The organism is Thioalkalivibrio sp. ALMg9, assembly GCF_000380625.1.
Taxonomy (GTDB): Bacteria; Pseudomonadota; Gammaproteobacteria; order Ectothiorhodospirales; family Ectothiorhodospiraceae; genus Thioalkalivibrio; species Thioalkalivibrio versutus.
The window spans coordinates 581,034-601,444 of the sequence record NZ_AQYC01000009.1; the positions used below are offsets into that span (position 1 = coordinate 581,034).

Genomic DNA, 20,411 nt, shown 5'->3' on the forward strand with positions numbered 1-20,411 from the left:
TCAAATGCTGCGGAACACCAGGGTGCCGTTGGTGCCCCCGAAACCGAAGGAGTTCGACAGGCCGACCTTGGTCTTCATCTCGCGTGCCTCGTTGGCCACGTAGTTCAGGTCGCACCCTTCGCTCGGGTTATCCAGGTTGATGGTCGGCGGTGACACCTGATCGCGCAGCGCCAGGGCGGTAAACACACCCTCGATCCCGCCGGCGGCACCCAGCAGGTGGCCGGTCATCGACTTGGTGGAGTTGACCATGAGCTTGTAGGCATGATCGCCGAAGGCCTTCTTCAGGCCCTGGGTCTCCGCCAGGTCACCCGCGGGGGTCGAGGTTCCGTGAGCATTGATGTACCCAACCTCTTCCGGATTCACACCGGCATCTTTCAAGGCACGATGCATGCACTTGGCGGCACCGGAACCATCCTGGACCGGCTGCGTCATGTGGTGCGCATCCGCATTCCAGGCGAAGCCGGCCACTTCGCAGTAGATGTGGGCCCCGCGGGCCTTCGCGTGCTCGTACTCCTCGAGCATCATCACACCGGCGCCATCGCTCAGCACAAAGCCATCGCGATCCTTGTCCCAGGGACGCGAGGCGCGCTCGGGATCATCATTGCGAGTGGACAGCGCGCGGGCGGCAGCAAAGCCGCCAATGCCCAGTGGCGTGGTGGCCATCTCGGCCCCGCCGGCGACCATGGCATCGGCGTCGCCATAAGCGATCATGCGAGCGGCGTCGCCGATATTGTGGGTGCCAGTGGCGCACGCCGAGACGATGGAGATATTCGGGCCCTGCAGGTTGCGCATGATGGACAGATTCCCCGCCACCATGTTGATGATCGCACTGGGCACGAAGAATGGGGAGATCTTGCGCGCCCCGCCCTTCAGATACGCGCCGTAGGAACGTTCGATATAGGGCAGCCCGCCGATGCCGGAGCCAATGGCCACCCCGATCCGCTCGGCGTTCTCCTCGGTGACTTCCAGCCCGGAGTCATCCAGGGCCTGAAGCCCCGCCGCGATCCCGTAAAGGACGAAGGTATCCATCTTCTTCTGGTCTTTCGGCGGGACGTAGTCATTGGCCTCGAAGTCCCGGACCGCGCCGGAAATCTTCACCGGCATGTCCGAGGCATCGAAGACATCGATGGGGGAAATGCCGCTCTTGCCGGCCTTGATGTTGCTCCAGGCCTTGTCGATAGTGGATCCGACCGGGGAGACGATCCCCAGTCCGGTAATCACGACACGTCGCTTAGCCAATGTGTTCTCCTCGAAAGACTGAAATTACGCGCTCAGCGCAACGACGAAGGGCCGCCCTGCGCGCAGGAAGGCCCGTTCGCGTCGTCCTGATCGGCGCCCGGAGGCGTCGAATCAGTCCTTCATGTGCTCGTTGATGTAATCGATCGCCTGCTGCACGGTGGTGATCTTTTCCGCCTGCTCGTCGGGGATTTCGGTTTCGAATTCCTCCTCGAGCGCCATGACGAGTTCCACCGTGTCCAGCGAATCCGCACCCAGGTCGTCGACGAAGCCGGCCGCGTTGGTCACGTCCTCTTCCTTGACACCCAGCTGCTCGACAACGATTTTCTTGACGCGTTCTTCAATGCTACTCATGGTTCAGAAATCCCCTTCAGTGTGAGGCGGCTTCGTTGAAAGGTCCGCCATTCTAGAGAAAAGCCCCGCCGCGATCTAGCGATCCGCGCAGCGGGCCGTGCGGGCGGCCTGCAGCCGACCCGTCGTGATCAGTGCATGAACATCCCGCCGTTCACATGTAGGGTCTCGCCGGTGATGTATCCGGCCTCCTCGGAGGCCAGGAAACCGACGGCCGCGGCGATCTCTTCCGGCGCCCCCAGGCGCCCCAGCGGAATCTGTCCGAGCAGGGCCTGTTTGGTGTCATCGCCCAGTTCCCGGGTCATGTCGGTATCGATGAAACCCGGTGCGACCGTGTTCACGGTGATACTGCGGCTGCCGACCTCGCGCGCCAGGGAGCGGGCAAATCCCGCAAGGCCGGCTTTTGCGGCGGCGTAGTTGGTCTGGCCGGCGTTTCCGGTGGAGCCCACGACCGAACCCACCAGGATGATGCGGCCGCGGCGCAGTTTCATCATGCCTTTCAGCAGGCGCTGTGTCAGGCGCACGGCAGCGGACAGGTTGGTGTCGAGGACCGCGTCCCATTCCGCGTCCTTCATGCGCATGAACAGGTTGTCGCGGGTAATGCCGGCATTGTTGACCAGCACCTCGATCGGACCCTCCTGTTCCTGGATCGCCTGCAGGCCGGTCGCGACGGAGTCCGCGTCGGTAACGTCCATCGCAATGCCGCGCCCGCCCCATTGCTTCAGGGTTTCGGTGATCCGCTCGGCGCCGGACGCACTGGTCGCGGTACCCACCACCTGCAGGCCCTGCTCCGCCAGACGGCGGGCAATGGCCGCGCCAATTCCGCGGCTTGCACCGGTTACAAGGGCTACACGTTTGCTGTCGGACATGGTTGTGCCTTTACTTCAAATGAGAGGAAGCCGCCGTCGCGATCGGTCGATCAGCCTGCGGCCAGACGTTCGAGCGTGACCTTCAGGGTATCGCGGTCGGCGACATCGAACAGCTCCAGTTCGCGGTCGATGCGTTTGGCAAGACCGGTCAGGACGCGTCCCGGCCCGCATTCAACCTGAACCGCCACGCCCTGCCCGCGCAAGCCGCGAATGGTCTCGACCCAGCGCACCGGGCGATACAGCTGCGCGGCCAGATTTTCCTTGATGGCCGCGGCGGCATCGGTCGGCGCGGCAGTCACATTCTGCCAGACCGGGATTGTGGGGGACTGAAAGCTGGTGCCGTCCAGGGCCGCCTGCAGGCGTTCCGCGGCCGGGCGCATTAGTGCGCAATGCGACGGGACCGAGACCGGCAGCTTCAGAGCGCGCTTCGCACCAGCATCCTTGGCGGCGCTTACGGCCCGATCCACCGCAGTGGCATTGCCCGCAATCACGACCTGCCCCGGCGCGTTCAGATTGACCGCCTCCAGGATCTCGCCTCCGGCATGCTCGAGGCAAAGCGCGTGTACCGCGGCATCGTCGAGCCCAAGGATGGCCGCCATCGCGCCTTCACCTTCCGGCACCGCAGCCTGCATGGCCCGGGCGCGCTCGGCGACCAGGCGTACTGCATCCGGGAAGCGCAGGACGCCGGCGGCGACCAGGGCGCTGTACTCGCCCAGGCTGTGGCCCGCGACGGCCTGCGGGCGGGCGTCCGTTTGTTCGGTCAGGAGGCGCCAAGTGGCGACCCCGGCAGCCAGCATCACCGGTTGTGTCCACTCGGTCTGGTTGAGTTGTTCCACCGGACCATGCTGGCAAAGGCTCCAGAGATCCGCGTCGAGGCAATCCGACGCTTCCTGAAAGGTGTCGCGGACAATGGCGTGGTCATCGCCCAGATCGGCCAGCATGCCGGCGGACTGGGACCCTTGCCCCGGAAATACGGCGGCCCAAGAAGTTGTCATTCGTTACAGATCTCGCGCGTGAAAGCGCGCGTAGTGTAGGCGGTCACGTACACCCCGGCAAACCCCGCCCCATCCGCAGGGACCGGTTCTGGTCCGTCGCCGGGGGGTGCAATGTCCCCCCGAAAGCCGCCACGTGACTTGTGTTCCGCCGGTGCATCCGGATAATGTCGCACCTTGATTCAATACGAGAGGGACCGTATGGCGAAGGAAGACGAAATCGAGCTGGAGGGCACTGTAGTCGAAACGCTCCCCAACACCACCTTCCGGGTGGAGCTCGAAAACGGGCACACGATCACGGCGCACATCTCCGGAAAAATGCGCAAGCATTACATCCGGATCCTGCGCGGTGACAAGGTGATCGTGCAGATGACGCCCTATGACCTGACCAAGGGTCGTATCGTCTACCGCAACAAGTAAATTCCCTCTCCAACGAAGAAGCCCCGGCCGGACCGGGGCTTCTTCGTTTGCGGGCCCTCCCGGGGGCCCGGTAACGCCGGATCGGCGAGCCGCGTCAGGACGGCACCGCGGTTTCCTGGATGTCCAGCTCCAGACCAGCCTCGCCCAATCGGACCACCACTTCGCCACCGTGGGCCAGTCGCCCGAACAGCAGCTCGTCGGCCAGCGGCTTTTTGATGTACTCCTGCAACGTACGCGCCATCGGGCGCGCGCCCATCTTGACATCGTAGCCGTGCTCGGCCAGCCAGGCACGCGCCTCCGGCTCGACCGTCATATGCACCTTCTTCTCGTCGAGCTGGGCTTGCAGCTGGATCAGGAACTTGTCGACCACGCTGAGGATGGTGGCCTCGTCCAGCGGCCCGAACTGAATGGTGGCATCCAGGCGGTTGCGGAACTCCGGCGTGAACGTGCGCTTGATCGCTTCCATCGCATCGCTGGAATGATCCTGCTTGGTAAAGCCCACCGATGGACGGCTGGCCTGCTCGGCCCCCGCGTTGGTGGTCATCACCAGGATCACGTTGCGGAAGTCGACCTCGCGCCCATTGGCATCGGTCAGCGTGCCGTGATCCATCACCTGCAGCAGCACATTGAACACGTCCGGGTGGGCCTTCTCGATCTCGTCCAGCAGCAGCACCGAATGCGGATGCTTGAGGATGGCATCGGTCAGCAACCCTCCCTGTTCGTAGCCCACATAGCCCGGCGGCGCCCCGATCAGGCGCGATACGGTATGCCGCTCCATATACTCGGACATGTCGAAGCGGGCCAGATGGATGCCCATCTGCTGCGCCAGTTGGCGCGTGACCTCCGTCTTGCCGACACCGGTCGGCCCGGCAAACAGGAACGAGCCGATCGGCTTGTCCATGTCGCCCAGCCCGGAGCGGGCCATCTTGATCGCGGTGGATAACGTCCCGATGGCCTCGTCCTGTCCAAAGACGGTCATCTTCAGGTTGCGATCGAGGTGGCGCAGGGTCTCCTTGTCGGAACTGGAGACGGACTTCGGCGGGATGCGCGCGATCTTGGCCACGATCGTCTCGATGTCCTGTACGCCGATGGTCTTTTTGCGCTGGCTGACCGGCTGCAACTGCCGGCTGGCCCCGGCCTCGTCGATCAGGTCGATGGCCTTGTCCGGCAGGAAACGGTCGGTGATGTAGCGATCGGCCAGTTCCGCTGCCGCGCGCAGGGCCGGCTTGGTGAAGCGCACGTTGTGGTGCGTCTCGAAGCGGGACTTCAGGCCGCGCAGGATCTGCTCGGTCTCGTCCACCGTCGGCTCCGGCACCTCGATCTTCTGGAAGCGCCGCGCCAGGGCCCGGTCCTTCTCGAAGATGCCGCGATATTCCTGATAGGTGGTGGATCCGATGCACTTCAGTTCGCCCGAGGCGAGCATCGGCTTGATCAGGTTGGAGGCGTCCATCACCCCGCCGGAGGCCGCGCCGGCCCCGATGATGGTATGGATTTCGTCGATGAACAGCACCGCGCCCGGCTCTTTCTTGAGCTGGGCGAGCACGCCTTTCAGACGCTTCTCGAAGTCACCGCGGTACTTTGTGCCGGCGACCAGCGCGCCCAGATCCAGCGAATAGACGGTGGCAGACGCGATCGCGTCCGGTACCTGTTCATCGACGATGCGGCGCGCCAGACCCTCGGCGATCGCGGTCTTGCCCACGCCGGCCTCGCCCACCAGCAATGGGTTGTTCTTGCGGCGGCGGCAGAGGATCTGGATGGTGCGTTCGATTTCGTGATCGCGCCCGATCAGCGGGTCGATCTCGTCCTTGCGCGCCTTGTCGTTCAGGTTGGCGGCGTAGAGCTGCAGCGCGTTGGTCTTTTCTTCGCGCTCACCCTCCACCGGCTCGGCCTGGGACTCGCCCGGGTTGGGCTGGGCCCCGAGTTCGTCTTCGCCGACCTTGGAGATGCCGTGGGAGATGAAATTCACGACGTCCAGACGCGAGATGTTCTGCTGACCCAGCACGTACAGGGCCTGGCTGTCCTGCTCTCCAAACAGGGCCACCAGCACGTTGGCGCCGGAGACCTCCTTGCGCCCGCTGGATTGCACATGGAATACCGCCCGCTGCAGCACTCGCTGGAAGCCCAGGGTTGGCTGGGTCTCGCGCGAATCGCTCGGCGGGATGCGCGGCGTGTTTTCGTCAATATAGGCCGCAAGCTCGTCGCGGATGCGATCGAGATCGCCCCCGCAGGCCCGCAGCACCGTGGCAGCGCTGGGGTTTTGCGCCAGCGCCATCAGCAGATGCTCAACCGTCACGAACTCGTGACGCTTTTCGCGGGCCTCCTTGAAGACCATGTTCAGGCTGAATTCGAGTTCCTTGTCGAGCATGGGAGTCAGACCTCCTCCATCGAGCAAAGCAGTGGGTGCTGATGACTGCGGGCATAGTCGTTCACCTGCGCCACCTTGGTCTCGGCCACATCCCGGGTAAAGATGCCGCATACGCCTTTGCCACGCGTATGCACGTGCAACATGACCCGGGTGGCCTTCTCGCGATCCATGCTGAAGAAGGTCTCCAGTACTTCGATCACGAACTCCATCGGCGTGAAATCGTCGTTGAGCAACACCACCTTGTACTGTCGCGGTGGCTTGAGCTCCGGCCTCGATTCTTCGACCGTTACCGAGTCGTCTCGATCGGGGGATTGGGGCTTGTCATTACTCATCGGTCGAAATTACGCCTTCAGCGGTTACTCGTTTGTTAGTCGTCATCCTCGATTGGTTCCGGGTTCAGGCCAAGTGCCCTTACGGACACTCCGACCACCCGACCCTCACATGTGCTTGATCATCGCCTCGCCGAAGGCCGAGCAGTCGATCGGCTCGACGCCATCCATCTGCCGCGCAAAGTCGTAGGTGACCTCGCCGGCACTGATCGCTCCACCCATGCCCTTGACCACCAGGTCTGCCGCTTCCGACCAGCCCAGGTGCCGCAGCATCATCTCGGCAGACAGGATCAGCGACCCCGGGTTCACCTTGTCCTGACCGGCATACTTGGGCGCCGTGCCGTGCGTGGCCTCGAACATCGCCGTGCTGTCGGACAGGTTCGCCCCCGGCGCGATGCCGATACCACCCACCTGGGCCGCGAGGGCGTCGGAGATGTAGTCGCCGTTCAGGTTCAGGGTCGCGATCACCGAGTAGTCCTCCGGGCGCAGCAGGATCTGCTGCAGGAAGGCGTCGGCGATCACATCCTTGATCACGATGTCACGCCCGGTCTTCGGGTTCTTGAAGGTCTGCCACGGACCGCCGTCCAGATCCTTCGCGCCGAATTCCTCGCGTGCCAGCTCGTAGCCCCAGGCCTTGAAGGAACCTTCGGTGAATTTCATGATGTTGCCCTTGTGCACCAGGGTCACCGACGGGCGATCGTTATCGATCGCGTATTCGATGGCCTTGCGCACCAGGCGCTTGGTGCCTTCGCTGGAGACCGGCTTCACACCGATCCCGGCGGTCTCCGGGAAGCGGATCTGGGTGACACCCATCTCGTCCTGCAGGAAGTCGATGACCTTCTTGACCTCCGGGGTCCCCGACTCGAACTCGATCCCGGCGTAGATGTCCTCGGAGTTCTCGCGAAAGATCACCATGTCGGTCTTCTCCGGCTCCTTCAGCGGGCTCGGGGTGCCGTCGTAATAGCGCACCGGGCGCAGACAGACATACAGATCCAGCTTCTGACGCAGGGCCACATTCAGGGAGCGGAAGCCGCCACCCACCGGGGTGGTCAGCGGACCCTTGATCGACACGCGATAGTCCTTCACCGCCTCCAGGGTCTCGTCAGGCAGCCCGGAGTCGTCATCGTAGACCTGCGTCGCCTTCTCGCCGGCGTAAACCTCCATCCACTCGATGGCCTTCTTGCCGCCGTAGGCCTTTTCCACCGCCGCATCGGTCACCCGGCGCATCACCGGGGTGATGTCCACACCGATCCCGTCACCTTCGATGTAGGGGATCACCGGATGATCCGGCACCTGCAGCTTCCCCTGGTCGTCGACGGTGATGCGTTCGCCCTTCTCCGGGACCTGAATGTGCTGATAGGCCATGCCAACTCCTTGTGCGGATCTCGTAGATGAATCGTTAATCACGTATGACCTGATTATACATGCCGGGCCGGGTTTTCCGGTGACCGAACCAGTGCGCCATTGCGCGTTCCCGTATGGCAGCCCGACCGGCAGCCTGCGTTATCATCCGTGGCATGACCGACCGCCTCCCCTGTCATATCACCGTGGCCGCCGTAATCGAGCGCGAGGGCCGTTTCCTGTTCGTCGAGGAGACCGACGCCGGCCGCCGGGTGCTGAACCAGCCCGCAGGCCACCTGGATGCCGGCGAGGACCTGATCGGGGCCGTGATCCGCGAGGTCCGCGAGGAAACCTGCCTGGAATTCGTGCCCGAGGCGGCCCTCGGCTGCGACTTGCTGCAAGTGGCCAGCGGCGCCGTGATCCTGCGCGTGACCTTCTGCGGCCCGGTGACACCGGTTCAATCCCCTGCCCCCCGCGACCCGGCGATTCATGCCCTGCACTGGCTGGCGCCCGAACAGGCCGAGGGTGACTGGCCGTTGCGCAGTCTGCTGGTGATGCGCAGCATCCGCCGGTATCAGGACGGCTTGCGGCTGCCGCTCGCGGCGGTGGGCGATCTGGTTCGGGCGCCGGGCGCATGATGCGCGGCGAGCGCGTCATCGTCGGATTGTCCGGTGGGGTCGATTCCGCTGTCGCGGCCAGCCGCCTGCTGGAGGCCGGCTATCGCGTCGAAGGCCTGTTCATGAAGAACTGGGAAGATGACGACGACGCCGAGTACTGCGCCGCCGAGGCCGACTATGCCATGGCCCGTGAGGTGGCGGACTGCCTGGAAATCCCGCTGCACAAGGCGAACTTTTCCGAGGACTACCGCCAGCGCGTTTTCGCGCAATTCCTGCATGAGTACGAGGCCGGGCGCACCCCGAACCCCGACATCCTCTGCAACCGCGAGATCAAGTTCCGCTCGTTCCTCGATCATGCCCGGGATCTCGGGGCGCGCTGGATTGCCACCGGTCACTACGCCCGGGTGCGCCATCACGCGCACTACAGTGAGCTGTGCCAGGCGGCCGATGCCAACAAGGACCAGACCTACTTCCTGCATACCCTGACCCAGGAGCAACTGCGCCCCGCCCTGTTCCCGCTCGGAGACATTCCCAAGCATCAGGTCCGCGAACGCGCCCGGGAACTGGGTCTGCCGAACCATGCGCGCAAGGATTCCACCGGGATCTGCTTCATTGGCGAGCGACGCTTCCGTGACTTCCTCGCCCAGTACCTGAAAGCGCCCGAGGGAGCGATGCGCACCCCGGAAGGCCAGGTGGTCGGTCGCCACCAGGGTCTGATGTTCTACACCCTCGGTCAGCGCCAGGGCCTGGGGATCGGCGGGGTCGACGGCTTTGCCGAAGCCCCGTGGTATGTCGTCGACAAGGACCTGGACAGCAACACCCTGGTGGTCGCCCAGGATCCGCAGCACCCGCTATTGATGAGCCCGTCACTGACGACCGAGGTGGTGCACTGGATCCACGATGTACCGGTCCCCGGTGAGCCGCTGCAGGCCCGGTTACGCCATCGCCAGCCCTTGCAGGAATGCCGGGTGCAGGCGCTGGACACGGCCGGCGCCACCGTGGTCTTCGACACACCCCAACGCGCGGCGACGCCGGGGCAGTCCATCGCCTTCTACCGTGGCGATGTCTGCCTGGGCGGGGCGGTGATTGCCACACGAACCACGAATGCGCCGTGAGTCTGCCAGGCCACTTCCGGTATAGTGGCCGCTGCCCGGCGACCCGACTCCGACCCACCCAAGGAACCGACTGGTTTGGACCGCTCCGATCACAACCGCACCCTGGCGCTGGCCGCCCTCTTCCAGTGCGCGAGCCTGGTCAAGGATCTGGCCTGGCGCGGGAGCTGCGACGACTACGAATTCGAGGTCCTGGTCGGGAGCCTGTTCGCCTTCGACGCGGACACCCCGGAAGCGGTCTATCGCGAGGCGGTCAGCCTGCGCAGTGGCCTGGAGCGTATCGAGAGCCAGCTGCAAAATGGCAGCAAGCCACCGGACATGGAGATCACCCGCTACGCCATCGGGCTGATCTTCCTCGAGCGCAAGCTGCAAAGGCGCGACGACATGCTGCAGAAGCTGACCGACGGCCTGCAGGGCGCCCAGCGCCAGATCGACTACTTCCACATTACCCACGAAAGCGTGATTGCCCGGCTGGCCGAGATCTACAAGGAGACCATCTCCGAGCTTGGCCCGCGCATCATCGTGCAGGGCGAACAGAACAACCTCTCCAATCCCGACACCGCCGCGCGCATCCGTGCGTTGCTGCTGGCCGGGATCCGCGCGGCGGTCCTCTGGCGCCAGGCCGGTGGATCGCGCTGGAAATTGCTTTTCGGCCGCAAGCGGCTGATTCGCGAAGCGCATGACATCCTCAATCGACTCAATACCTGAACGCGGAAGACGCACATGAGCCACGCTGACCCCAAGAACACCCGGACCCTCACCGCTGGCGGCCGCGAATGCCGCTACGTGCCGATCACCGACGACGCCCGGGCGACCGACCTGCCGTTTGCGCTGAAGGTGCTGCTGGAAAACCTGCTGCGCTTCGAGGACGAGCGCACGGTGCGCCGCGCCGACATCGAGGCCTTGCTGGACTGGGATCCGAAGGCCGAACCGACCCAGGAGATCGCGTTCCGTCCGGCGCGCGTGCTGCTGCAGGACTTCACCGGCGTGCCGGCGGTCGTCGACCTCGCCGCGATGCGCGATGCGATGGAGGCCCTGGGCGGCGATCCGAAAAAGATCACCCCGCTGCAGCCAGCCGAGCTGGTCATCGACCACTCCGTGCAGGTGGACGCCCACGGCAACGCCAACGCGATGAACCTGAACGCGGAGCTCGAATACTCGCGTAACCGCGAGCGCTACAGCTTCCTCAAGTGGGGCCAGCAGGCGTTCGACACCTTCAAGGTGGTGCCGCCGGACACCGGCATCGTCCACCAGGTAAACCTCGAGTACCTGGCGCGCACGGTGTTCGTGGACGAGCAGGCCGAGGGTGGCTGCATGGCCTACCCCGACACCCTGGTCGGGACCGATTCCCACACCACCATGATCAACGGCTTGGGCGTGCTCGGCTGGGGCGTGGGTGGCATCGAGGCCGAGGCCGCAATGCTCGGCCAGCCGATCTCCATGCTGATCCCGCAGGTCGTGGGCTTCCGTCTGACCGGCAAGCTGGCCGAGGGCGCGACCGCGACCGACCTGGTGCTGGTGATCGTCGAGACGTTGCGCAAGAAGGGCGTGGTCGGCAAGTTCGTCGAGTTCTTCGGCGACGGCCTGGCCGATCTGCCGCTGGCCGATCGCGCCACCATCGCCAACATGGCGCCGGAATATGGCGCCACCTGCGGCATCTTCCCGATCGATGACGAGACCCTGACCTACCTCCTCCTGACCGGGCGCGACGCCCAGCACATCGAGTTCATCGAGGCCTACGCGAAGGCCCAGGGCCTGTGGCGCAACGACAACGCCCCGATCGCCCGCTACAGCGACATGTTCGAACTGGATCTGTCCACCGTGGAGCCGAGCCTGGCCGGGCCCAAGCGCCCACAGGACCGCATCCCGCTGAGCCAGGCCGGCGCGACCATCAGCCGTCACCTCGACACCATGCTGAAGGAGCGCGCCAGCGGCGCCGACGAGCCGGACGACGCCGAGCGCTTCGCGGCCGAGGGCGGGCACACCGCGGTGGGCGTGGAGCATCAGGCGGAGGAGCCCCACCACACCGCCATCGAGATGGACGGCGAGACCTTCACCCTGGATCACGGCGACATCGTGATCGCGGCGATCACCTCCTGCACCAACACCTCCAACCCGTCGGTGATGCTGGGCGCAGGCCTGGTCGCGCGCAAGGCGCGCGAGGCCGGGCTGCAAGTGAAGCCCTGGGTCAAGACCTCCCTGGCCCCCGGATCCCGCGTGGTAACCGATTACCTGGAGAAGTCCGGGCTGTTGACCGATCTGGAGTTTCTCGGTTTCCACGTGGTGGGCTATGGCTGCACCACGTGCATCGGGAACTCCGGCCCGCTGCCGGAGCCCATCTCCGAGGCCATCATCAAGGACGACTTGATCGTCAGTTCGGTGCTCTCTGGCAACCGCAACTTCGAAGGGCGGATCCACTCCGAGGTGCAGATGAACTTCCTGGCCTCGCCGCCGTTGGTGGTCGCCTACGCCCTGGCCGGACGCAGCAACATCGACCTGTACAGCGACCCGATCGGGGAGAATGAACAGGGCGAGCCGGTCTACCTGAAGGATATCTGGCCGACCACGCAAGAAGTGCGCGAGGCGGTCGCCAGCCACGTCGGCGCCAGCAGCTTTACCAGCGCCTATGGTGACCTCTATTCCGGCGAGGAACGCTGGCGCAACCTGGAGGCCCCGCAGGGTCAGCGCTTCGACTGGCAGGAGGATTCCACCTACGTGCGCAACCCGCCCTACTTCGAGGGCATGAGCATGACGCCTACGCCCTGGACCGATGTCCAGGGCGCGCGCGTCCTCGCGCTGCTGGGCGACTCGGTCACCACCGACCACATCTCCCCGGCCGGCTCCATCGCCAAGGACAGCCCGGCCGGTCGCTACCTGGAGTCCCAGGGCGTGAAGCCGGCCGACTTCAACTCCTATGGCTCTCGTCGCGGGAACCATGAAGTGATGATGCGCGGGACCTTCGCCAACGTGCGCCTGCGCAATCTGCTGGCGCCCGGGACCCAGGGGGGCGTGACTCAGCACCTGCCGGATGGCGAGCAGATGTCGATCTACGACGCGGCGATGCAGTACCAGGCAGAGGACACCCCGCTGATCGTTATCGCCGGACAGGAATATGGGACCGGCTCTTCGCGCGACTGGGCCGCCAAGGGCACCCTGCTGCTGGGCGTCAAGGCGGTCATCGTCGAGACCTTCGAGCGTATCCACCGTTCCAACCTGGTGGGGATGGGCGTACTGCCGCTGCAGTTCCTGCCCGGCGAGAACGCGGCCAGCCACGAACTGACCGGGCGCGAGACCTACAGCATTACCGGCGTGGAGAACGGCGAGTCGCGCGAGGCCACGGTCACTGCCGTGGCCGATGATGGCCACCGCAAGACCTTTGCTGTGCGTGTGCGGCTGGATACCCCGCAGGAGGTGGATTACTTCCGCCACGGCGGCATCCTGCCCTACGTGTTGCGCCAGCTCGCGGCTTCCGCATAAGGTTTGGCCATGGGACGGCGGGTATCCACGGAGGTGATTCAGTCCGGTCAGACGCTGGCAACAGCCGTGCATGACCGTTCCGGCCGTCTCCTGATCCCCGCCGGCATGGTGCTCCAGGACAAGCAGATCCGCGTGCTCCTGTCCTGGGGCATCAGCACTGTCGAGATCGTCGAGGACGAACATGCTGCAGCCAACGATTCCCGGGACGACGCGGTCCCGGACCTGGCCGCGGATGCCCGGCCCACGCCGGAGATGGAGGAGCAGGCCGATGCCATCCTGGCCGAGCGCTTCCGTCACTGTGACTTGACCGGCTATCCCATGGACGGCATCTACTCCATCGCGCGTACCCAGCTGCTCGACGAGCTCATGCGCCGCGGCCACAAGGCCCGGAGCGCATGATGACCGTTGCCGAGTTTCTCGAGCAGGATGACTCGTTGTGCAGCTTTTCCGGGAGTTACAACACGATCTTCTCGCGCCTTAGCGACCCGACCGCGAACGTGGCCGGGATTACCGAAGCGGTGGAACTGGACCCGGCCATTGCGGCGAAGACGCTGCGCATGGCCAACTCTTCGCTGTACGGTTTCCCCGAACCGATCGATACCCTGCACCGGGCAGTCTCCATCATCGGCCTGCAACAGATGCGGCAGATCGTGCTGTCGACCATCGTGATCGAGCACTTCCGCGGCCTGCCGGTCATCGGCGTCGACATGGAATCGTTCTGGCGCCACAGCATTGCTGTCGGCGTGCTCAGCCGCTCGATCGCCCGCTTTCGGCGCGAAGCGAACATCGAGCGCCTTTACCTCTACGGGATCATGCACGACCTCGGGCGGCTGCTGCTGTTTCTCCGGCTGGGCAGCCGCACCGAGGAGCTGATCAACATCCGCGAGCGCGATCAGTGCCTGTTGTACGAGGCGGAACGCGAGCTGCTGGGTTTTGACCACGCCGCCATCGGGTCCGCCCTGCTGGAGGAATGGGGGATGGCCCCGGCCCAGGTGGAGGCCACGCGCTACCACCATGCCCCGGAAGAGGCCCGCGCGTTTCCCGTGGAGACGGCCATCGTGCACGTCGCCGACAGCATCGCCAACTCCTTGCGCCTGGGATCCTCCGGGGAACGTTTCGTGCCCCCGGTTGCCCCGGAGATCTTCGACCGCATTGGCCTGGAGATGGCGGTCTACGAGGACATCATCGGCCACGCCCGCAAGCATCTGGATCAGATGCAGACGATCCTCCTCGACTGAGCCTGTATGCAAGCAAAGGACGCTGTTGCATGAGCCCATCGTACCGCACGCCCGAGGAGGTCAATGCCCTCCATGAGCGCATCCGCTTCCTCGAGGAAGCACTGGAAGCCAACGCCTATGCGATGGATGTGCTCGCCTCGACCACGGCGATCTTCGGCGACACTGACCGTAACCGCAGTCCCGAACTGATCATCCAGAACACCGTCGAGTCCATCCGGCGCCTGCTGCCGACGCAGGACATGGCCGTGTACGTCCTGGACAACGACTGCTCGTTCAACCTGGACTATCAGGAACGCCCCGGGGAACTGGCGCCGGACCTGTCGGAGACTGTCGAGCAACTGATCCAGGACGGCCAGTTCTCCTGGGCGCTGCACCAGAACCATCCGGTCTGTCTGCCCTCCCCGGTCGAGGGCGAGAGTGTGATGCTGCACGTGATCTCGACGCGCACCCGGATTCGCGGGATGTTCGTCGCCCGCTTCCGGCAGGCGGAGCTGCAACGCTACGAGATGATCCTGTCGACACTGACCATGGTGCTGTTCAACACGGCCTATGCCCTGGAGAGTGCCGACCTGTTTCAGATGATGGACCGGCGCCAGAAGGCACTGCAGCGCATCACCGAGCGCCAGTCACGCGAGCTGCTGCACCACATGTCCCACGACTCGCTGACCAACCTGCCCAACCGCATGCTGTTCAGCGACCGGCTGTCGCAGGCGATGGAGCGCCACGCGGGTGCTGCGGCGGGTCATGTGGCCTTGATCCTGCTGGATCTGGACAACTTCAAGCGCACCAACGATTCGCTGGGTCACCGCGCCGGCGACGAGCTGATCCGCAAGGTCGCCCAGGACCTGTCCGCTCTGCTGGACCATGCCCGAGAACGCTCGGGACGTCACCTGCGAACCACCCTGTCTCGTCTTGGCGGCGACGAGTTCGGCATCCTCGTCGAGGACACCCATGGCCTGGAGGGCGTTGTCCGGCTGGTCACCGACGTCGTGCGCAAAACGGCGACCGAGCGGCAGATCTTCGATCAGCCCGTGGTCAGCAGTGTCTCCTGCGGGATTGCCGTCTACCCCTATGACGGCGAGGATGCGGACACCCTGCTTGGCAATGCCGATGCGGCGATGTACGAGGCCAAGCAGCGCGGTCGCAACGGGTTCCGGTTCTACACTCAGGACCTCAACGCCCGCACCTTCCGCCACTTTGAGCTGGAAAACGAACTGGGGCAGGCAATTGCCAATGATCAGCTAAGACTGCATTACCAGCCCAAGATCGACCTGGACAGCGGCCGAATCATCGGCGCGGAGGCGTTGATTCGCTGGCAGCACCCAACGCTGGGTCTGCTGCCCCCCAGCCATTTCATCGAACTGGCGGAGGACATGACCCTGATCGAGGAGATTGGGGAATGGGTGTTGCGCCAGGTCTGTCGGGACCTGCAGTCCCTGCGACTGGCCGAAGACGAACTGCCGCGTATCGCCATCAATGTCTCCGCGCGCCAACTGCGCCAGCCGGATCTTGCAGGGACCTTCCACCGCATTATCCGCGAGACTGGCATTCCGCCCCGCTGTATCGAGCTGGAGCTCACCGAGACCGCGATCATGGACGATCCCCAAGGGGCGGCGCGGGTCTTCCAGCGACTGCGTCACGCCGGCATGTCCCTGGCGGTCGACGATTTCGGAACCGGTCATGCGTCCCTCGTGCAGCTCAAGCAGATACCGGCCGACACCCTGAAGATCGACCGCTCCTTCGTGAAGGATCTTGACCAGGGCGAGGAACATTCGCAGATCGTCCGCGCGATCATCCTGATGGCCCATACCCTGGGGCTGGACGTGATTGCGGAGGGCGTGGAGACCGAACGCCAGGCGGAGATCCTGCAACAGCTGGATTGCCACACCGCCCAGGGATTCTATTTCTCGCACCCGGTGGCGTTCGACGCGCTGCGGGGCCTGCTCCGCGACCGGGTCCAGCTCCCAGCCGCGACCGCCTGACCCGGTTCGTCACCCCGAACCCATGGGCTCGGGCGGCCTCGGCCTAGTCCGTCTGGGGCTCGGTCAGGGTCGCCGGGTTCAGCAAGGCCTGCAGGCGTTCACGCGGGATGTCCGTATGTTCCGCCGCGACATCAACGATCGGCCGGCCACTGGCGTACGCCTCCTTGGCAATCCGGGCACCGGCCTCGTAGCCGATCTCTGCGTTCAGCGCCGTCACCAGGATCGGGTTGCGGTCCAAGGCCGCGCGCAAGACCTCCTCGTTGACGGTGAAGCCGGCGATGGCCCGATCGGCAAGGTGTTCGGCCGCGCGCGCCAGCAGACCCATCTGGTTGAGCAGATTGTCGGCGATCAGCGGCAGGCCGACGTTGAGCTGGAAATTGCCCCCCTGTCCCGCGGCGGCGACCGCGGCGTCCAGGCCCACGACCTGCTGCGCGGCCATGATCACCGCCTCGGGGATCACCGGGTTGACCTTGCCCGGCATAATCGAACTGCCCGGTTGCAGGGCCGGCAGGGCGATCTCACCCAGTCCGGCCAGCGGGCCCGAATTCATCCAGCGCAGGTCGTTGGCGATCTTGATCAGGCTGGTGGCCGTGGTGCGCAGCTGGCCGGAGAGCTCCACCGCGGTGTCCTGGCTGGCCAGTGCCGCAAAGCCGTTGGGTTCGCGCTCGAAGGCGATCCCGGTGCGCTCCGCCAGGCGGTGGGTGACCCGGTCCCCGAACTGGGCCGGTGCATTGATGCCGGTGCCCACCGCCGTGCCGCCGATCGCCAGTCGGTTGACCCGCGCGCGCGTGTCGCGAAGGCGTTCGACGTCCAGTTCCAGTTGCCGGCGCCAGCCGGACAGCTCCTGACTCATCCGCACCGGCATCGCGTCCATCAGATGGGTGCGTCCGGTCTTCACGATTGCGGTCAGTTCGCCCTCGCGCCGGGCGATGGTCGCAATGAGATGACGCAAGGCCGGCATCAGCTGCTTTTCCATCTGAACGGAAGCAGCCACATGCAGGGCGGTGGGGATCACGTCATTGGAGCTTTGGGAACGGTTGACGTGATCGTTCGGGTGGACCGTCAAGGCATCACTCGAGGCCAGTCTTGCGATCACCTCGTTCATGTTCATGTTGCTGCTGGTCCCGGAACCGGTCTGATAGACATCCACCGGGAAGGCATCGGCATGCTCGCCGCTGGCGATGGTCTCGGCGGCCGCGACGATCGCCCCGACCACCTCGTCCGGGAGCTGGTCGAGCGCCTGGTTGGCCTCGGCGCAGGCCGCCTTGGTCTGCGCCAGGGCGCGAATGAAGGCCTGCGGCAGCGGCCGCCCGCTGATGTGGAAGTTGTCCACAGCGCGCTGGGTCTGGGCGCCCCACAGGGCTTGCTCCGGGACCTCCACCGTCCCGAGACTGTCCTGTTCCTGACGCATTGCGGGCTTCGACATGCCTTCCTCCTGGTTTGCGCGTGGCGCGATGCTGTATTGCAGTTGAGCACCTTAGTATACTGCGCCGCCTGTCCCGAACCCGACCCCGGAATCCCCATGTCCCTGAGCCCGTTGTCCGCGATCAGCCCCGTCGATGGCCGCTATGCCCGGCATACCCGCGACCTGGCCCCCTACTTCTCCGAACAAGGTCTGATGCAGGCCCGCGTGCGGGTGGAGATCGCCTGGCTCAAGGCCCTGGCCGCCGAGCCCGCGATCCCCGAGGTCCCGGCGCTGACCGATACGGCCGGCGCCTTCCTCGACGAGATCGCCTTCAGCTTCAACGAGACCGCGGGCGCCCGGGTCAAGGAGATCGAGGCGACCACAAACCACGACGTGAAGGCGATCGAGTACTACATCAAGGAGCAGATGGCGGATCGCTCCGACCTGCAGAGCCAGATCGAGTTTGTCCACTTTGCCTGCACCTCCGAGGACATCAACAACCTCGCCTATGGCGTGATGGTCCGCGAGGCGCGCGACATGGTGATGCTGCCGGCCCTGGACGCCGTGCTCGCACCGCTGCGCGAACTGTCCGGCCGCTTCGCCGAACAGCCCATGCTCGCGCGCACCCACGGCCAGCCCGCCTCCCCCACCACCATGGGCAAGGAACTGGCCAACGTGGTCGCGCGACTGGAGCGGCAGCGCGCCGAGATCGCCGGGGTGGCCTGCCTCGGCAAGATCAATGGCGCGGTGGGCAACTTCAACGCCCATTCCGTGGCCTACCCCGAGGTCGACTGGCCGTCCCTGTCGCGCCGGATGATCGAGAGTCTGGGCCTGGAACCGAACACCCATACGACCCAAATCGAGCCCCACGACTTCCTGGCGGAGTTGTTCCACGCGTTCATGCGCGCGAACACGATCCTTCTGGATGCGTCGCGCGACATCTGGGGCTACATCTCGCTGGGCTATTTCAAGCAGAAGGTGGTCGCCGGCGAAGTCGGCTCCTCGACCATGCCGCACAAGGTCAACCCGATCGACTTCGAGAACGCCGAGGGCAACCTGGGTCTGGCCAACGCCCTGTTCGACCACCTGGCGAGCAAGCTGCCCGTTTCGCGGTTCCAGCGCGACCTGACCGACTCCACCGTGCTGCGCAACATCGGCCTGGCATTCGCCTGGTCGCTGATCGCCTATAAGGCGTTCGGCCGCGGCCTCGGCAAGCTGGAGATCGAGCCGGGACGCCTGGCAGAGGACCTGGACCAGAACTGGGAGGTCCTCGGCGAGGCCGTGCAGACCGTGATGCGCCGCTACGGCATCGAGTCGCCCTACGAGAAGCTCAAGGAACTGACCCGGGGCCAGCGCATCACCCCCGAGGGCCTGGCGGCGTTCATCGACGGCCTCGACATCCCGGAAGAGGCCCGTGCCCGCCTGCGCGAGCTGACGCCAGGCAGCTACACCGGGATCGCCGACCGACTCGCGCGCGAACTCTGATCCCGCGCGCGGCATGGCGGCCCCGGACCCGAACCAACCGCTCGCGCTACTCGGCGGCCTGACGCCCGCCGAATTCCTGCGCGACTACTGGCAACAGCGCCCGCTACTGGTGCGCGACGCGATTGCGGGTTTCGAGAATCCGATCGAGCCCGATGACCTCGCCGGCCTGGCCACCGATCCGGACGCGGCCAGCCGTATCGTCAGCGGGCATGTCGACCGCCAGGACTGGGATGTTGAATACGGCCCCTTCGAAGCCGAGCGGCTGGGCCAGCTTCCCCAACGCGACTGGACCCTGCTGGTCACCGACGTGGAGCGCTTCTGGCCCGGTGGCCCGGATTTCCTCGCCCATTTCGATTTCATCCCGCGCTGGCGCCGGGACGACCTGATGATCTCCTATGCCCCGCCCGGCGGTTCCGTCGGGCCGCATGTGGATCAGTACGACGTCTTCCTGTTCCAGGCCGCAGGCCGGCGCCGCTGGCAGATCCAGGACCCTCCGGGATCGCTGGATTGCCATGATGATCTGCCACTGGCCATCCTGCGGGCGTTCGATCCCACCGAGACCTGGGAGCTGGGTCCCGGCGACCTGCTCTACCTGCCCCCCAACCTGCCGCATTACGGACTGTCGCTGGACGACCAGTGCATGACCTGGTCAGTGGGGTTTCGCGCCCCGACCATCCTCGATGTCCTGACCGGGTTTCTCGAGGAACGCGCCAACGTGATCGGCGACCAGGCGCGCTTCGAGGATCCGGGTCGGCACCCGTCCGCGCACGCGGCGGAGCTTCCCGCCGCGGATCGAGAGGAGCTGCGCGAGGCCCTGCGTGCCCTGCTGGCGGCGGAGGATCACGACCTGGACGCCTATCTGGGGCGTTTCCTGACCCGCCCCGCCGGCAACGTCGAGCTCGCCCCGGGGGACCCGGGGCTGGCGGCCACTGCCGGCCCGGCCGATCGCTTTGCGATCCACCCCGGCGTCCGGCGTGCGTGGTTCCAGGGCCCCGATGGCCCGATTCTGTGCATCGCCGGAAACGACTATCCCGCACAAGCCGTCGCGGCGGATGTTCTCGAGGCCTTCTGTAGCGCGGAGACGCTCAGCATCGCGGAATGGGAGGAGGCAATCCCCATGATCCGGCAGATCCTCGAGGATGGGCTCGAGGCCGGCTGGCTGGCACCGGACGACCCGGGCGAATAGCAACGC

18 protein-coding genes are annotated in these 20,411 nt (G+C 65.4%); 10 read left to right on the plus strand and 8 right to left on the minus strand.

Annotated elements, in window-relative coordinates:
- The 4 genes from fabF to fabD form a co-directional block, all read right to left on the minus strand.
- The gene (fabF, locus tag F792_RS0111840) at nucleotides 1–1,221 is read right to left on the minus strand and encodes a beta-ketoacyl-ACP synthase II (RefSeq protein WP_018145677.1); all 1,221 of its coding nucleotides are present in this window, start codon (nucleotides 1,219–1,221) and stop codon (nucleotides 1–3) included.
- A 129-nt stretch (nucleotides 1,222–1,350) separates the two neighbouring features.
- Nucleotides 1,351–1,590, minus strand: a complete 240-nt coding sequence (gene acpP, locus F792_RS0111845) for an acyl carrier protein (RefSeq protein ID WP_018145676.1) — start codon at nucleotides 1,588–1,590, stop codon at nucleotides 1,351–1,353.
- Nucleotides 1,591–1,718: 128 nt separating this feature from the next.
- Nucleotides 1,719–2,456, minus strand: a complete 738-nt coding sequence (gene fabG / locus F792_RS0111850; protein WP_018169780.1) for a 3-oxoacyl-ACP reductase FabG — start codon at nucleotides 2,454–2,456, stop codon at nucleotides 1,719–1,721.
- A 50-nt stretch (nucleotides 2,457–2,506) separates the two neighbouring features.
- The gene (fabD, locus tag F792_RS0111855; RefSeq protein ID WP_077277021.1) at nucleotides 2,507–3,451 is read right to left on the minus strand and encodes an ACP S-malonyltransferase; all 945 of its coding nucleotides are present in this window, start codon (nucleotides 3,449–3,451) and stop codon (nucleotides 2,507–2,509) included.
- Between the two features lie 198 nt (nucleotides 3,452–3,649).
- On the opposite strand from fabD, the gene infA reads away from it, so the two are divergent.
- Nucleotides 3,650–3,868: a translation initiation factor IF-1 gene (gene infA, locus F792_RS0111860; RefSeq protein ID WP_012982660.1), complete on the plus strand. Its 219-nt coding sequence runs from the start codon at nucleotides 3,650–3,652 to the stop codon at nucleotides 3,866–3,868.
- 94 nt (nucleotides 3,869–3,962) lie between these two features.
- Here the strand turns inward: infA and clpA are convergent, their stop codons facing one another.
- The 3 genes from clpA to icd all read right to left on the minus strand — a co-directional run bounded on the left by clpA (nucleotide 3,963) and on the right by icd (nucleotide 7,927).
- Nucleotides 3,963–6,233, minus strand: coding sequence for an ATP-dependent Clp protease ATP-binding subunit ClpA (clpA, locus tag F792_RS0111865; RefSeq protein WP_018169782.1), 2,271 nt, complete (start codon nucleotides 6,231–6,233; stop codon nucleotides 3,963–3,965).
- A 5-nt stretch (nucleotides 6,234–6,238) separates the two neighbouring features.
- The gene (gene clpS, locus F792_RS0111870; RefSeq protein WP_018650138.1) at nucleotides 6,239–6,565 is read right to left on the minus strand and encodes an ATP-dependent Clp protease adapter ClpS; all 327 of its coding nucleotides are present in this window, start codon (nucleotides 6,563–6,565) and stop codon (nucleotides 6,239–6,241) included.
- A gap of 105 nt (nucleotides 6,566–6,670) precedes the next feature.
- Nucleotides 6,671–7,927: an NADP-dependent isocitrate dehydrogenase gene (gene icd / locus F792_RS0111875; protein WP_018169784.1), complete on the minus strand. Its 1,257-nt coding sequence runs from the start codon at nucleotides 7,925–7,927 to the stop codon at nucleotides 6,671–6,673.
- Between the two features lie 152 nt (nucleotides 7,928–8,079).
- On the opposite strand from icd, the gene F792_RS0111880 reads away from it, so the two are divergent.
- The 7 genes from F792_RS0111880 to F792_RS0111910 all read left to right on the plus strand — a co-directional run bounded on the left by F792_RS0111880 (nucleotide 8,080) and on the right by F792_RS0111910 (nucleotide 16,329).
- Nucleotides 8,080–8,541: an NUDIX domain-containing protein gene (locus tag F792_RS0111880; protein ID WP_018169785.1), complete on the plus strand. Its 462-nt coding sequence runs from the start codon at nucleotides 8,080–8,082 to the stop codon at nucleotides 8,539–8,541.
- The gene (gene mnmA, locus F792_RS0111885; protein ID WP_018169786.1) at nucleotides 8,538–9,635 is read left to right on the plus strand and encodes a tRNA 2-thiouridine(34) synthase MnmA; all 1,098 of its coding nucleotides are present in this window, start codon (nucleotides 8,538–8,540) and stop codon (nucleotides 9,633–9,635) included. Before F792_RS0111880 ends, mnmA begins: the two co-directional genes overlap by 4 nt.
- Before the next feature lie 75 nt (nucleotides 9,636–9,710).
- Complete coding sequence (gene hflD / locus F792_RS0111890; protein WP_018169787.1) at nucleotides 9,711–10,340, plus strand: high frequency lysogenization protein HflD; 630 nt, start codon at nucleotides 9,711–9,713, stop codon at nucleotides 10,338–10,340.
- A 15-nt stretch (nucleotides 10,341–10,355) separates the two neighbouring features.
- Nucleotides 10,356–13,109 (plus strand): aconitate hydratase AcnA, encoded by a 2,754-nt coding sequence (gene acnA / locus F792_RS0111895; RefSeq protein ID WP_018169788.1) that lies wholly within the window; start codon nucleotides 10,356–10,358, stop codon nucleotides 13,107–13,109.
- A 66-nt stretch (nucleotides 13,110–13,175) separates the two neighbouring features.
- Nucleotides 13,176–13,508 (plus strand): hypothetical protein, encoded by a 333-nt coding sequence (locus F792_RS0111900; RefSeq protein WP_018169789.1) that lies wholly within the window; start codon nucleotides 13,176–13,178, stop codon nucleotides 13,506–13,508.
- Entirely contained in the window at nucleotides 13,508–14,347 is an 840-nt protein-coding gene (locus tag F792_RS0111905; RefSeq protein WP_018169790.1) for an HDOD domain-containing protein, read from the plus strand. Before F792_RS0111900 ends, F792_RS0111905 begins: the two co-directional genes overlap by 1 nt.
- Before the next feature lie 29 nt (nucleotides 14,348–14,376).
- Nucleotides 14,377–16,329 (plus strand): bifunctional diguanylate cyclase/phosphodiesterase, encoded by a 1,953-nt coding sequence (locus F792_RS0111910; protein ID WP_018169791.1) that lies wholly within the window; start codon nucleotides 14,377–14,379, stop codon nucleotides 16,327–16,329.
- Nucleotides 16,330–16,372: 43 nt separating this feature from the next.
- On the opposite strand, the gene F792_RS0111915 is transcribed toward F792_RS0111910, so the two are convergent.
- A complete protein-coding gene (locus F792_RS0111915) occupies nucleotides 16,373–17,755 on the minus strand; it encodes a lyase family protein (RefSeq protein WP_018169792.1) in 1,383 nt (460 codons plus the stop codon).
- A 96-nt stretch (nucleotides 17,756–17,851) separates the two neighbouring features.
- On the opposite strand from F792_RS0111915, the gene purB reads away from it, so the two are divergent.
- Complete coding sequence (gene purB, locus F792_RS0111920; protein ID WP_018169793.1) at nucleotides 17,852–19,219, plus strand: adenylosuccinate lyase; 1,368 nt, start codon at nucleotides 17,852–17,854, stop codon at nucleotides 19,217–19,219.
- A 13-nt stretch (nucleotides 19,220–19,232) separates the two neighbouring features.
- Nucleotides 19,233–20,405, plus strand: coding sequence for a cupin domain-containing protein (locus tag F792_RS0111925; RefSeq protein ID WP_018169794.1), 1,173 nt, complete (start codon nucleotides 19,233–19,235; stop codon nucleotides 20,403–20,405).
- Nucleotides 20,406–20,411: the final 6 nt, after the last annotated feature.

What these genes read in the sequence shown, in the direction of transcription:
- acpP (WP_018145676.1), bottom strand. Translation starts at nt 1,590, where the DNA reads ATGAGTAGCATTGAAGAACGCGTCAAGAAAATCGTTGTCGAGCAGCTG.
- fabG (WP_018169780.1), bottom strand. Translation starts at nt 2,456, where the DNA reads ATGTCCGACAGCAAACGTGTAGCCCTTGTAACCGGTGCAAGCCGCGGA.
- fabD (WP_077277021.1), bottom strand. Translation starts at nt 3,451, where the DNA reads ATGACAACTTCTTGGGCCGCCGTATTTCCGGGGCAAGGGTCCCAGTCC.
- infA (WP_012982660.1), top strand. Translation starts at nt 3,650, where the DNA reads ATGGCGAAGGAAGACGAAATCGAGCTGGAGGGCACTGTAGTCGAAACG.
- clpA (WP_018169782.1), bottom strand. Translation starts at nt 6,233, where the DNA reads ATGCTCGACAAGGAACTCGAATTCAGCCTGAACATGGTCTTCAAGGAG.
- clpS (WP_018650138.1), bottom strand. Translation starts at nt 6,565, where the DNA reads ATGAGTAATGACAAGCCCCAATCCCCCGATCGAGACGACTCGGTAACG.
- icd (WP_018169784.1), bottom strand. Translation starts at nt 7,927, where the DNA reads ATGGCCTATCAGCACATTCAGGTCCCGGAGAAGGGCGAACGCATCACC.
- F792_RS0111880 (WP_018169785.1), top strand. Translation starts at nt 8,080, where the DNA reads ATGACCGACCGCCTCCCCTGTCATATCACCGTGGCCGCCGTAATCGAG.
- mnmA (WP_018169786.1), top strand. Translation starts at nt 8,538, where the DNA reads ATGATGCGCGGCGAGCGCGTCATCGTCGGATTGTCCGGTGGGGTCGAT.
- acnA (WP_018169788.1), top strand. Translation starts at nt 10,356, where the DNA reads ATGAGCCACGCTGACCCCAAGAACACCCGGACCCTCACCGCTGGCGGC.
- F792_RS0111905 (WP_018169790.1), top strand. Translation starts at nt 13,508, where the DNA reads ATGACCGTTGCCGAGTTTCTCGAGCAGGATGACTCGTTGTGCAGCTTT.
- F792_RS0111910 (WP_018169791.1), top strand. Translation starts at nt 14,377, where the DNA reads ATGAGCCCATCGTACCGCACGCCCGAGGAGGTCAATGCCCTCCATGAG.
- F792_RS0111915 (WP_018169792.1), bottom strand. Translation starts at nt 17,755, where the DNA reads ATGTCGAAGCCCGCAATGCGTCAGGAACAGGACAGTCTCGGGACGGTG.
- purB (WP_018169793.1), top strand. Translation starts at nt 17,852, where the DNA reads ATGTCCCTGAGCCCGTTGTCCGCGATCAGCCCCGTCGATGGCCGCTAT.
- F792_RS0111925 (WP_018169794.1), top strand. Translation starts at nt 19,233, where the DNA reads ATGGCGGCCCCGGACCCGAACCAACCGCTCGCGCTACTCGGCGGCCTG.